Below are 13,583 nucleotides of genomic sequence, written 5' to 3'. Positions count from 1 at the left end.
CTCTATCATACCTTCTAGAGTATATTTATCTTCTTTTTTACCCATTGCTTTTCGCAATTTATGAACCATTGCCAAAACAGGCTCATAACGTTTTAAGTCTAATTGATGCTATATTTTTTTTGATGAAAAACCTTTCTTTGTTGCTGTAAGCAGAAATATCGTTTTATACCAAATCAGAAATGATAAGTTTGAACTTTGCATAATTAGTTCTACTTCGTAGAGTACGACTTCTGCATTGTTTACAATCATAATTCCATTGGCTTTTTATCCAATAATGTTCTTTATGAGAACATTTTTTACAAATTACACCTATTTTATCTCTCTCCTCTTTAAAGTGAGTACGGCAGGATTATTCGCTATCAAATTCTGCTGTAAAACTGAAAATATTTATAACTGTATTTTTTTATTAAGATCATGAAAAATTATCAATTATTAGTATTTACGGATATACAAAAAAAGCATTATGTTATTCCATATTAATTAAATTCTAGTTAAATTTGTTTTTATGAAAAGAATTATTGAATCTACGTTATTAACTCTTAGTAAATCTAAAAATATATTAACACAACTTTCTAACGAAGAGCTTAGTAATGCTTCTGTTTCTCCATATTATTCTAGTATTGGTTCTCATATTAGACACCTTTATGATTTTTATTATTGCTCTCTAGAATTAAATGAGAATGGTAAAATTGATTTAACTTCTAGAAAAAGAGATTTAATTGTAGAAGCATGTTGTGATTCTGCTATTGAATATTATAACAGTATCGTTAGTAAATTGAATAGTCTTGAAAATTTAAGTAAAGATAAGGTTGTTGTGATTGATGATTTAGGAGATGGAAAAATTGAAATTGATTATACCTATTCTGCATTGTTATCTCAAGCTAACAGTCATACAATACATCATTATGCGATGATTGGTTTTATTTTAGATCGATTAAATATTACTATAGAAGATCCTGATTTTGGATATAATCCTTCAACACCAAAACCAACTGAAACTACAATTAATTAGTTTTGTTATTTTTAAACATGCTGTCTAGTATTGTATTTAGCCCTTTAAATGCAAAATATATAGCTAGGCTACACCCTAATACTCCTATTATTAACAAAGGAATATACAGTTGTTTTTCTTGATTACTAAAAGCAATGTATATTATTATTGGGCTTAAGAACATTAATATTAGAGAAAACGCCATTTTTTTTAAGCCTTTTGTTAATACTTCTTTATCGGTTTTTTTAGTTTCCATTATGATAAGTATTATATGCATTAATAGATGATCTTACATTGTAATTTTTTTTTAATAAGTCTTTTGCTTTTTGTTCATCAATATTAAGTTCTGACATTATCATTTTTACGCCTCTATCTATTAGTTTATTATTGCTAAGTTGCATATCTACCATTTTATTTCCTTTAACTTTCCCAAGTTTAATCATAGATGAAGTTGTTAACATATTAAGTACTAGTTTTTGAGCTGTTCCTGCTTTCATTCTAGAACTACCAGTGACAAATTCTGGACCGACTACTATGTCAACTGGAAAGTTTGCTGTTAATGATAATGGGCTATTTTTATTACACGATATCGAACCAGTAACGATGTTATTACTGTTACATTCTTTTAGAGCTTTAATGACATAAGGTGTTGTTCCTGATGCTGCTATACCAATAACAATATCATGTTTAGATATACTATAATTTTGTAAATCTTTCCAACCTTGATTTATCGAGTCTTCAGCAAATTCTACGGCTTTCCTAATTGCTTTATCACCACCAGCAATTAAACCTATAACCATTTCATGAGGAACTCCAAAGGTTGGAGGACACTCTGATGCATCAACAATGCCTAATCTACCACTTGTACCTGCTCCAATATAAAACAGTCTTCCTCCAGATTTTAATTTTAAAACAATCTGTTCTATTAGTTTTTCAATTTGAGGTAATACTTTCTCTACAGCTAAAGGAACGGTTTTGTCTTCTTTGTTAATATTAACTAATAATTCTTTAACAGACATCTGTTCTAAATTATTGTAGTTTGAATCTTGTTCTGTTGTTTTTATAAATGACATATTATTAAAAAGGAATTAGTACATGATTTTAATTATAAAGTATATCTTCAACTTCTATTTTTTTGTTGTTTATAAAATCGTAGAGAGTAAGCTGTCTTAATATATAGTAATCTTGCCAGAATTTTTCAAGAGAATTTAAATATAAAAGTACCGCTCTATCTCTTTCTTCTAAAGCAATATTCAAATCTGTAATGGTTACTTTATTTAAAACATATCTTTTTTTAGAAATGTCGTAACGTTTCATTGAAATTTCTTTTGCCTTTTCTGATGTTAACAAGAAATTTCTTTGATTGGACCAATTTAAAACATGAAGGTATATTTCTTGCTCAAATTCTTGTCTGTCTTGATTTATATTATTGTTAATTAGATCCAAATTAGCCTCAGCCATTTTACGTCTTGACTTTGATACTCCCCAATCAAATATTGGAATACCAACGGTAACTCTAACACTTTGTTGTTGATTAAAATTATTGAAAAGATTATTGAAATCGTCTCCATTTTGAGATATACCAAAATTAGCAGATATCCCTAATTCTAATCGATTATTTCCTTTTTGAAATGCTAATTCTTTTTCGCCTTCTAATCGTTGTCTTCTAAATTCTATAACAGCTTTTCTATTAGATTCTGCCTCTTCTATTGCTTTTTCTATGTTCACTTCAAAAAGTGGTAATTCTTTAGGAACATCTAATATTAACTCTTCAGTTTCTAATTCTAAATAGCGAACTAAATTTTGAGAAGCTCTTTTTACTTCTATTGTATTTGTTGTTACAGTGTTTTTAGAATTTAGATACCTTAACTCCATTTGTAATAACTCGTTTTCTGCAATTTTACCAACTCTATATCTGCCTTTTGAAATTTGAAACAGTGTATCTTGGTTTGACAAATTAGTTTCTGCAATTTCTAATTGCATTTGCGCTTTAAGTAATTGAAAATACCTATTTGAAGTACTAACCGATATTTGTTGCATATTTTCTATAAAGTCTCTTTTTGCCTCTTCGTATATTAAAGGTTCTATTTTTTTATCCCATTTAAATGGATTATATAAAATTGAATTTTGAAAATAATTAACAGTAAAAGGAATAACTGAATAACCAATACTATTATCAACTCCAAAAAGATTAACACGTTCTAGATTAGTGTTTATAGATAAAGTACCTCCAGTATAAGGTACGGTTTGAGATATAGATAAACCACCTTGAATAACCAATTGGTTTTGGTTTACAAAAACATCTTGTCCTGCATCATTTGTTATTCTTCTAACAGCATTATTGTATTCTGGTAAAACAGCATTAAGTCTAAGTTCTGGTAAAAAACTAGCTTTATAGCGTTTAAATCTCCAATAACTAGATTGATTTCTATTTAGATTAATTTTATAATCAGGCGATTTTTTTTTAGCTATCTCAATAGCTTCTTTAAGCGTTAGTTTTTTTGATTGCGCATTATTGAAAAATGGAAAAATAACGATTATAATAAGGAGAATTTTTTTCATATTTATTATTCTGATCTTAGAGCTTGAATAGGTTTTTTTCTAGCTGCAGCTTTTGCAGGAAATATCCCAAATACGAGTCCGACAATTACTGCTATAAAAAATGAGATTAGGATTGAATTTAACGTAAGTACGGTTTCTATTCCAGAAAATATTTCTATTACATAAGCGCCAATTATACCTAGAATAATACCTATAATGCCTCCACCAACACTAATTAGTACAGATTCTGATAGAAACTGTAGAATAACATCTTCTTCTGTAGCTCCAATAGCTCTAATTATTCCTATTTCTTTAGTTCTTTCTAATACAGAAGCTAGCATAATATTCATAATACCAATACCTCCAATTAATAGTGATATTCCTGCTATAATTATTAAAACAACATTAAATATTTGTTTTGTTTTTTGTTGTTGCTTTAGAAGTTGAATAGGAATGGTTATTTCAAAATCTAAAACATCATTATGTCTGCGTCTAAGCATTTTGCTTAAAACTTCAGCAGTAGCTTTTAGTTCGTTAGAATTAGAAACTTGCAAGGTTAGTTTATCTATTTGATGGTAATTACCTCTGGGTATTCTTTTTTTTGGACCATTTTGATCTCTGTTTTGAGCACCAATTTTATCGCTAATTATTTTTCTGTCTTTATAGCGCACCAAAAAGGTGTTTATTGGTATGTAAATATCTTCATTTAGATCTCTTATGCCTAAATTCTCTTGTGATTTGTTTGAAATTAATTTTTCTTCAATAACACCAATAACTTTTAGCCAAACGTCTTTAACCTTAATTTGTTTTCCTATTGCACTTTCTCCAGTGAATAATTTTTTTTCAACTTTTTTACCTACTATGCATATGGGTAGCGCGTTCTTTATTTGAAAATCTGAAAAACTTTTACCACTTTCTAAATTTATATTTGAAGATTCAAAAAAGGCAGGAGATATACCAACAAGTTTTACAGAGTTTTGCCTACCATTATTAATGACATAAGTATTTAAAATTATTTCAGGACTCACTAGTTTTATACTAGGTATGTTTTTTTGAGCGCTGATAGCATCTAATATATCAAGACCTTTAGAAAAACGTTTAGACTCTGTACTGCTAGCATTTTCATTATTTTCCTCGGCATTTTCATTTTCTTCATCCATTATAGGCGTAACAACAATGTTGTTTACACCTACTAATTCTAATTGAGCTAATATTTCTTTTTCTGCACCATTTCCTATGGCAAGCATTGTTATTACTGAAGCCACACCAAAAATAATTCCTAATGCTGTTAAAAAGGTTCTAACTTTATTGGTTTTAATAAACCAATAAGCTTCACTAAAATTAGATTTTAGTTTTTCTAAAAGTATTTTATCTATCATCTTTATTTTAATAGCGTTATACTCTTTTTGTTTAAGTCTTCTGGTTTATTTAAATAAACAGTATCATCTTTTTTTAATCCTTTTTTTATAATTACAACTTCGTTATTAGATTGGCCTAATTCTACTTGTTTTTTTTCTATAGATAACCCGGATTTTACATAAGTATAACTAATTGAGTCTTTAGAAAAAATAGCTTCTAAAGGAATCATTAAAACATCTTCTTGTTTATCTATTAGTATTTTGTTGGAAGTTGTCATTCCTGGTCTAATGTTTTCATGTGTTTCATTCAGTTCTATTAAAACTTGAAAAAGTTTAATGTCGGAACCTGCTTTAGTTTCTCCCACATTGGCTACATCAGTAATAACTCCATCTAATTCTATATCAGGAAAAGCATCAAAGCCAATTTTTGTTGTTAATCCTTTTTTTATCTTTCTAATATCAACTTCGTTACTATAGGTTTTAGATTCCATTTTTGTTAAATCTGGTAAACTTGCAATAGCAGGTTCCCAAGGTGATATAGTTGAGCCTACTTTCTTTTTAGTACCATTCCATTCTTTTACATAAGTTACCATGCCTTCATCTTCAGAATGGATGGTAAATTCTTTTTGTAAAGTTGATAGTTCTTCTATTTGTTTATTCATTTTAGAAACCTCAGTTCCTACTTCTATCATTTTAGCATTTGCTTGTCTCTTTTTTATAGAATAATCTGCTTTCTTTTCCCTTAAATCTCTTTCTGTTTTCTCTATTTTATTTTCTAATGATCTAATAGTAGCTGGAGGCTCGTATGTTGAGCGAATCAATTCTAAACTGTCTTCTTCAATATCAAATAACAAATCTTTAATAGAGTTACGTTCTTGTTTAAGCGTTAAAGTGGTGTCGAGTTGTTGTTGTGTATATTTAGATTTTGCTTTTTCTAAGTTTAATTGGGCTTCATTAATTTTACCATTTACTTCGGAAGCATCCAGTTTTCCTATATAATCTCCTTTTTTTACAATAGTACCTTCAGCTACTAAATCTTGAATTTTTATTTGATAGATATTAAATCTTCGAGCATTACTTGGACCGTTAATTTTTTTTGAACTTGTAGATTGGGCTTCTCCAGAAATATAGACTTCATTTAAAAAAGTGCCTTTTACTACTTTAGCGGTAATAAAAGCATCTTTTTCACTACTAGAATTAAAATATGAAAAAGCTAATACTAGTAAGATGATTGCACCTATTATGAAGGCAATTCTTTTTTTATTCATTGGTTTAGTTTTTTTGATTGATGATTTATAAAAATAGGTAAAAAATAAGATTAGGTCACTTTTAATAAGTTAATATCATCTTAAATTATTATTAGTTTATATTAATTATAACTTTATGTTAACAATTATAGTATTATATATTGAAAAAGATGCATCCAGATTTTTAATTTAGAAGTTACTAAAATAATCAAATATGGATATTTATTTATGTTTTACAATTGCTATGAGTTATTTTTTTATTTGCGTTAGTGGTAGTAGTGGCATCCTTTTTTTTGTTGCATTTATGCAAAAAAAAGATATAGCGAATGACACGACGAAGTCATGCTTTTTTGCATGGCTTGGTAACGCCCAGAAAAAAATTATTCTATGGTATAAATTAATTCGTTTGCCTGTGAAACCCTAAAGTAACCAAATGGAAAATTTTCTGGATTTGTTTGATTTATACAATTACCGCGAACTGTTGCTGGTTGCAGTTCAAAAGGTCCTCCACCTGCATCTGATGTTTGTTGTAATAGGAGGAAAACGAATTCGTAAAATTGTTTTGAAATACCATAGTTTTTAATGTTTAATTGGTTTCCAATTTCGGTTTCAGGATTAGAATAGAAGGCAAAAATTTGATTTCCGTTAGTAAATTCATCATCATAGACTTCTAAAGAAGGATTAGTTTCATTTTGTTCTTTAAATTCGAATAAATAAAAGTTTTCTTCGCTTTCGGGATCTGTATAGAAAGCTTTTATTTCGATTTCTTCTCCCGAAAATCCGCCATCATCGTTTTGTTCTATAAAATCTATTGGTGTAACAGTCATCATTGTTTCAGACCCAATATAAGTTTCACCATTGTATGTAATGGTTAAGTTGTACTCTTGGTTTAATTGAGGGTTAAAATCGAAACATTCGTAAGTTCCATTAGAGTTTGTGTCTAAAAAATTAAAAACGTTATTATTTTGATCATTAACTAGTACTGTTGCACCAGTAGCAATAGGTATTTGGTCATTAAAAAAAGGAGCAGAGAGCGATAATTTTATAGTTTGATTATTACCAGAAGTTCCTTCGAACCAATTTAGTGAAGCATCTATTACTAATCGAGGTTCTGCACTCGGCACTTGTAAATTTATAACATCTTCGCAAGCAGAAAAAGTAAATAATATTATTAATAGATATAGTCTATTTTTCATTGTTTAAAATTTAAAGTTATATGATACTGATGGTACAGCTCCAAAAATAGATAAGCGTGTTGCTTCATTATTACCAGTGTCTTCGTTTTGTGCGAAAGAGATTGATGCTGCATTTCTTCTATTATACGCATTGTATAACCCAAATACCCATGAGCCTTGCCAGCCTTTTGTTTTGTCTGGTTTTGGTGTGTAAGTTGCAGAAAAATCTAGTCGATGATAACTTGTTAACCTTGTAGAGTTTCTAGGGCTGTAATTAGGTACAATTATGCCATTATAGCTATATTGTCCATTTGGATAGGTTGTTGGTCGTCCTGTTTGGAAAAGGAAATTGGCATTAAAATCCCATTTTTTATTTAAGTTATAACTACTGGTTATAGATAAATCGTGTGTTCTGTCGTAACCTGTATTGTACCAATTACCATTATTAATACCAATTTCGTTGGGAGTTCTACCTTCTGTTTTTTGTTCAGATTTAGATATTGTATAAGCAATCCAACCTTTTAGACGACCTTCGTTTTTTCTAAACAAGACTTCTAGACCGTAAGCTCTGGCTTTTCCGTTTAATATAACGCGCTCTATTGCATCGTTAGCTATTAGGTTTGCACCATCAATATAATCGATTCGGTTTCTTACATCTTTATAATAACTTTCTATTTCTAAAGAATACTCTCCATCTTTTAAATTTTTAAAATATCCAATTGCATACTGATCTAAAATTTGAGGTTTAATAAACTTCCCACTTGGAGCCCAAACATCCAATGGAGTAGGTGAACTTGTGTTAGATAATAAATGCAAATATTGCGAAATACGGTTATAACTTGTTTTTACAGAAGTATTACGATTAAACTGATATGCTGCAGAAAATCGAGGTTCTAAATTAGCAAAAGCTTTAATGGTTTTACTTCTGCTAGCAGATTCTGTACCAATAGGTTCTGCACTTTGGTATATTTGAAAATCGTTATTAAAGGTTACTGCTTGATTGTTTTCGTAAATATTTAACTCGCTTTGTCCCAAGCGTTGGAAAGTGCTTAATCTCAAACCGTATGCAAGAGTAAGATTGTCTAAAACTTTATGTTCTGCGTCAATATATATAGCATTTTCAAAAGCATACTTATTGGTTAATTTATCTTCGTTTATTCCAGAAGTAGGAGTGGAAGGTTCTATTTCTCCAGGATTAAATTTGTAATAAATACTATTTAAGCCATATTGTAATTTAAATTTGGTGCTTAGATAGTGTTTAAAATCGTACTTGAAATTAAAATTTTGAATACCAGAATTCCATTTAAATTCAACAAAATCAAGATTCAAACCGTAAAAATAATCCGAATAAATAAGCGACATGTTAGAAAACAGTTTGTCGTTAAATAAATGGTTCCATCTAAAATTTACTATTGTGTTTCCGTAAGTGTTTTCAAAACTATTTGCTAGATTAAATACATCTCTACCAAAATAACCAGATAAGTAAATGTTATTATTATCGTTTAGTTTGTAGCTTAACTTTGTGTTTAAATCGTAGAAATAGGCAACATTGTCTAAATCGAAAAGCGGTAAAAATAAATGTGCATAACTACTTCTTCCTCCTAATAGAAAAGAGCCTTTATCTTTTTTTAAAGGGCCTTCAACTAGTAACCGACTAGATACTATACCTATACCACCATTGGCATGAAACGCTTTACTATTTCCTTCTTTTTGGTAAATATCTAAAACCGAAGATACACGACCACCATATCTTGCAGGAATGCCACCTTTATATAATTTTAAATCCTTAATAGCATCTGGATTAAATACAGAAAATAAACCAAAAAGGTGAGAAGAGTTAAATACAGTAGCCTCGTCCAATAGTATTAAATTTTGATCTGCAGCACCACCACGAACATTAAATCCAGAAGCACCTTCTCCAGCGTTTGTAACTCCAGGTAATAATGTAATAGCCTTTAAAACGTCTGCCTCACCTAGTACTACAGGAATTTGTTTTATAGTAGAAGACGTTAAAACATTAACACTCATTTGTGGTTTTCTAATACTTAATTTTTCTATGTTTTCTGATAATATTACCTCGTCTAAAGTCTCTGTAGCCTCACTTAAAATAAAATCGCGTTTACTATTTATATCTAAACTAATAATTTCTGTTTTATCGGTATAACCAATATAACTTATTGCTAATTTGTAGTCACCTTTAGGTAAGGTAATAGAATAAAAACCGTATTCATTTGTAGAAGTACCAGTATTTAGCTCTGGAAAAAGTAGTGTTACACCAATTAAAGTTTCGTTGGTGTTTAGATCTTTTATTACACCACTTAATGTAAATTTTTCTTGCGCATAATTCAAATTAAAACTAAAGAACAGGAGTGCAAGTATGCTTAACTTCAATGTGTTTATTTGTAGTATTTTCATCTACTTACAAAGTTAAAGTAAAACTATTTTTTTTTAGAATAGTTTAACATATAATTTTGGCGTTACCTAAAGGTCGGGCTTTCACTACTCGCTCTCTTCGAGGAGCTCAAACAGACCATTCAATCCCTAACGCAAAAAAGCTCCTAAAAAAAAGTAGCTTTTTAAGGACATTACTACTTAGTCTTGATAGATAATAGTATTAATATATTTTTTCTGTAAGACTTATAGAAAAACACAAAAAGAATGTTAGTAATAAAGTGACTTACTAAAACCGCTATTGCAGCTCCAACAAGTTTATATTCAGGAATTAATAAAATACATAAAATCGCATTAAAACAGCAGCCTAGAATAAAACGATATACGTTCCTTAGTAGCTTATTTTGGTTAACTAAATGTTTTTCTAACAACATTCCCATAAAAATAAATAGAGGAGACCATGCAAAAATTTTAAGAGGTAGTTTAGCATTATTAAAACTACTTTCGTATTGTGTTTCTATAATGTAATCTCCAAAAAAGGTGTAAAATAGACCAATACAAATGCCAAATATTAAAACTATTGTAGCCATAAATTTCAACCTTTTTGCATATAATGTCTTATCGTTTAAATAACATTCTGCTAAAGCAGGATAGAGACCATAAATAAAAGCTGCACCAATATTCCATGTAATAAAAATAACTAAGAAATCTACAACAGATAATACACCATTGGCAGACGAACCAAGGTAATAGTTAATAAAAAAATTATCAATAGAGATATAAAAAACAATAATAAAATTAGAGATTAATAATGGTAAAGCAGAGTGTAATAACTGTTTTGCAATTTTAGAAGACCATTTTAACTTTAGTAATTTTAATTGTTTTGAGTATGCGTTTATTAGATAATAAATTACAGTTTCTATAATGCCTTCAAAAAATAAAATACTTGCAAAATAAAACACACTAAATTTATTAATAACTCCATAATATTGAACTATTAAAACAAAAACTAACGTTATAATTTTACAGATAAAAACATATTTATAATTTTTATTTGCAATAAAAAAATAAGAAATAACATCACTAATTTTAAATAAATAACTAGCCGCAATAATTAAAACAATAAGTGTAATTTCATTAGTATTAGTAAAGTAGGTGTATACTAATAAGGATAAAGATATTATTATAAAACTTAAAAACCGCAACACTAAAGTAGTGCCAATAATAAAGTGTTTTAATTTGGGTTTGAATACGAGTTCGCGAATGCATATTGCAGATAATCCTAAAAAGAAAAGCGGTGTTAAAACGCCAACAATAGATTTTGAAATTTCTAATTCGCCAGAATTAAAAGCACCTAAACTATTAAATATTTTAGGCGTAATATAGATACCAATAATTAACTGGCACAGTTTTTCTAAAACATACCATTTTGTAGTTGTAAAATCTTTTTTACTAAATAAATTCAAGGTTTTCTTTTGGGCTAAAGTAAAACTAAATGTTTTAGTTTAAACTAATTTTATTACTTTCGATTTACTAACGCTATACAATGACTCCAGATTTTATTAGAAAATACCACATTTATAATCTACTTGTTAAAACAACTATAAATAGCTGTATTTCTAGAGAAATGATTTTAGAATCCTTAAAAAATCAATACGAAGATTATCATCGAGACGATAAGCTTTATCAAGGTTTACTAGTCACTAGCGAAAAAACAATAGATAGAGATATTAAAAATATAGCATCTTTTTTTGGAGTAGAGATTAACCACAAAAGGCACAAAGGCTATTATATGGTTACTAATGTGGATATTTTAAAAACACATCGAGCTATTTTTGATAAAATGGAATTATTTTTAGCAAGCCATAAAGAACAACAATGGTCGCCTTTTATAACTGCAGAACAATCGTCTCTAAATACAGATATTAATATATTGGGCTTAGTAAAAGCTATAGAACATCAAGTTTACATAACAATAAGTTATCAAGGTTGGTACGATGACGATATTTTTTCCAAAATTAAAGAAGCAACCGTTCAACCACTTCATATTAAAGAAGCTAATAAGGCTTGGTATTTATTGGTTTTTAATCCAGAAATTGGCATCAAGACTTTATGTTTAGATGCTCGCGTGTCTAAATTAGTAATTACAGATCGTATTATAAACGAACCTTTACACTTTGATGCAGCTCAATATTTTAATGATGCTTTTGGTATTTTGAACGATGACACAAAAACCGAAACCATAAGACTTAAAGTAGCAAATCACCATTTTAAGTACCTAATGTCAAAACCACTTCACCATTCTCAAACTGTTATTAGTGTGCCTTCTCAAAAAAACACAGCTGTTTTAGATTATAAAAATGATGCTATTTTTGGAGAAATAACTGTGACTTTAAAACCTAATTACGAGTTTCTAATCGAGTTGTTTAAGTTTAATCTTTGGGTTAAAGTTATTGAGCCAAAATGGTTAGCTCTAAAAGTTGTTAAACAACACCAATTTATTTTAGAGCATTACTATGCTGATATTGAGGTGTAAAGCTATACTATAATTTCTTTTCAAAATATTTTTTTAGTACTTATTTTTAACTGGACACGTTTTGTCTAGTTGGGTGGTTTATTTGTGTTTATAATTAAAACTTAAAACATACTTAATGGCAACTTACAAATGTAGAAGATTTGGTATTGTTACAAATGATACAATGTTTTCTAAAATGGCAACACCTAAAAAATGTAATCCAGAAAATACTTCAGCGACAATCTCTGAGTACGCTTGGAGTGAAATTTCAGAGACGAACTAATTTTTTTATAAATCATTAATAAAATTCAAAATGAGTATTTTTTCAAAAGAAGATAAAAATATGCTTGCTACTAAAGGTATAGATGGTGGAATTAAATTACTAGAAGGTTTTATAGAATCTTCCAAACTGAGACAAGAACAAGCATTAGTAGATAATGTAGTAACAAAAGAAGAATACAATTTACTTGCTGAAGAAAAGGCTGAATATGAAGAAATGATTCATAACTTATTATCTGACACAGAACTTAATTCAAAATTTAGAAAAACTGAAGAAATTTTTGTATCTATTATTAGAATTATAATGTTCGACCTTGAGTTTGATTATTCTGAAGTATTTAAAAATTTAAACCAGTTTATCGATAATGAAAAGTTTTTTGAGGGACATGAAAAAGCTTTAAATCTTAGGAAAGAAAGAATAGAAAGGGAGTATCAAATAGAGTTAGAAAATTATGAAAATGAAATCATAGTTTATAAAGAACGGGTTAAAGAACAAAAGTCTAAAGGTTTTTTTAAACGATTAATATCTGAAGAAATTCCATTGCCAGTTAAACCAGAAAAAAGAGATTAATAGTATTTACTATGACAGCATTATATATAATAGGAATTATACTTGGAGTAATTTTATTTTTTGGTTTAGGGTATTATTTATGGAAAATTTCTATGGATAAATATGATTATAATATATTTAATTTTGGAGTAATTATTAGAGGCTTACTTGCTATCGGTTTCCTCTATTTTAGTGGATTTATGATTGAGGTTGAAGTTGAATCATCTATTTTGTTTCTATGTGTTTCACTTGCTCTATGGCTATGGACTTTTATAGAGACAACCATAAAAACTAATATATTTATTGCATTTTTTTCTTTAATATATCAATTATTTGCTGTTTTTCTAATAAAAATGGCACTGAATAAAATTTTAAAATGAAATAATTTACCAAAAATTGCAATCGGAATAAAAATCAATTTCAAATTAACCAAAACCAAAAAAAGCTCCCTAAAGGGAGCTTTTTTTACTTCAATATAAAATTTCTATCCTAAAATACCATTTAATGTTTTACTTGGACGCATAGCTTCAGTAATT

13 protein-coding genes and 1 pseudogene are annotated in these 13,583 nt (G+C 28.5%); 5 read left to right on the top strand and 9 right to left on the bottom strand.

All coding sequences use genetic code 11. The features are described 5' to 3' along the window. Nucleotides 1-391 (bottom strand): annotated as a pseudogene (locus tag Q0C58_RS04905) (IS1595 family transposase); the annotation flags it as partial. A gap of 114 nt (nucleotides 392-505) precedes the next feature. Between Q0C58_RS04905 and Q0C58_RS04900 the strand changes: the two are divergent. Next, on the top strand, nucleotides 506-1,012 hold the full coding sequence (locus Q0C58_RS04900) for a hypothetical protein (RefSeq protein WP_290698242.1): 507 nt from the start codon (nucleotides 506-508) through the stop codon (nucleotides 1,010-1,012). Here the strand turns inward: Q0C58_RS04900 and Q0C58_RS04895 are convergent. From Q0C58_RS04895 to Q0C58_RS04860, 8 genes are all read right to left on the bottom strand, one after another. Then, nucleotides 1,005-1,247: a DUF6095 family protein gene (locus Q0C58_RS04895; RefSeq protein WP_290698239.1), complete on the bottom strand. Its 243-nt coding sequence runs from the start codon at nucleotides 1,245-1,247 to the stop codon at nucleotides 1,005-1,007. The genes Q0C58_RS04900 and Q0C58_RS04895 overlap by 8 nt on opposite strands. Further along, nucleotides 1,237-2,064 carry an N-acetylmuramic acid 6-phosphate etherase gene (gene murQ, locus Q0C58_RS04890; RefSeq protein WP_290698236.1) on the bottom strand — a complete coding sequence of 276 codons (828 nt, stop codon included), beginning with the start codon at nucleotides 2,062-2,064 and terminating at the stop codon, nucleotides 1,237-1,239. The genes Q0C58_RS04895 and murQ overlap by 11 nt, the downstream gene beginning before the upstream one ends. Before the next feature lie 28 nt (nucleotides 2,065-2,092). Beyond that, nucleotides 2,093-3,553: a TolC family protein gene (locus Q0C58_RS04885; protein WP_290698234.1), complete on the bottom strand. Its 1,461-nt coding sequence runs from the start codon at nucleotides 3,551-3,553 to the stop codon at nucleotides 2,093-2,095. 5 nt (nucleotides 3,554-3,558) lie between these two features. After that, a complete protein-coding gene (locus Q0C58_RS04880) occupies nucleotides 3,559-4,911 on the bottom strand; it encodes an ABC transporter permease (RefSeq protein WP_290698231.1) in 1,353 nt (450 codons plus the stop codon). A 2-nt stretch (nucleotides 4,912-4,913) separates the two neighbouring features. Further along, nucleotides 4,914-6,158 carry an efflux RND transporter periplasmic adaptor subunit gene (locus tag Q0C58_RS04875; RefSeq protein WP_290698229.1) on the bottom strand — a complete coding sequence of 415 codons (1,245 nt, stop codon included), beginning with the start codon at nucleotides 6,156-6,158 and terminating at the stop codon, nucleotides 4,914-4,916. Between the two features lie 359 nt (nucleotides 6,159-6,517). Then, a complete protein-coding gene (locus Q0C58_RS04870; protein WP_290698227.1) occupies nucleotides 6,518-7,333 on the bottom strand; it encodes a DUF4249 domain-containing protein in 816 nt (271 codons plus the stop codon). A gap of 3 nt (nucleotides 7,334-7,336) precedes the next feature. Then, on the bottom strand, nucleotides 7,337-9,727 hold the full coding sequence (locus tag Q0C58_RS04865; protein ID WP_290698225.1) for a TonB-dependent receptor: 2,391 nt from the start codon (nucleotides 9,725-9,727) through the stop codon (nucleotides 7,337-7,339). 173 nt (nucleotides 9,728-9,900) lie between these two features. Further along, nucleotides 9,901-11,169, bottom strand: a complete 1,269-nt coding sequence (locus Q0C58_RS04860; RefSeq protein WP_290698223.1) for a polysaccharide biosynthesis C-terminal domain-containing protein — start codon at nucleotides 11,167-11,169, stop codon at nucleotides 9,901-9,903. Nucleotides 11,170-11,249: 80 nt separating this feature from the next. On the opposite strand from Q0C58_RS04860, the gene Q0C58_RS04855 reads away from it, so the two are divergent. From Q0C58_RS04855 to Q0C58_RS04840, 4 genes are all read left to right on the top strand, one after another. Next, complete coding sequence (locus tag Q0C58_RS04855) at nucleotides 11,250-12,239, top strand: WYL domain-containing protein (RefSeq protein WP_290698220.1); 990 nt, start codon at nucleotides 11,250-11,252, stop codon at nucleotides 12,237-12,239. Nucleotides 12,240-12,354: 115 nt separating this feature from the next. Next, the gene (locus Q0C58_RS04850) at nucleotides 12,355-12,501 is read left to right on the top strand and encodes a hypothetical protein (RefSeq protein WP_290698217.1); all 147 of its coding nucleotides are present in this window, start codon (nucleotides 12,355-12,357) and stop codon (nucleotides 12,499-12,501) included. A 30-nt stretch (nucleotides 12,502-12,531) separates the two neighbouring features. Further along, entirely contained in the window at nucleotides 12,532-13,068 is a 537-nt protein-coding gene (locus Q0C58_RS04845) for a hypothetical protein (RefSeq protein WP_290698214.1), read from the top strand. Between the two features lie 11 nt (nucleotides 13,069-13,079). Continuing rightward, the gene (locus Q0C58_RS04840; RefSeq protein ID WP_290698211.1) at nucleotides 13,080-13,427 is read left to right on the top strand and encodes a hypothetical protein; all 348 of its coding nucleotides are present in this window, start codon (nucleotides 13,080-13,082) and stop codon (nucleotides 13,425-13,427) included. Nucleotides 13,428-13,583 lie beyond the last annotated feature (156 nt).

Source organism: Lacinutrix sp. (genome assembly GCF_023299985.1).
Lineage (GTDB): Bacteria > Bacteroidota > Bacteroidia > Flavobacteriales > Flavobacteriaceae > Lacinutrix.
This window is presented reverse-complemented; position numbering and strand designations above follow the sequence as displayed.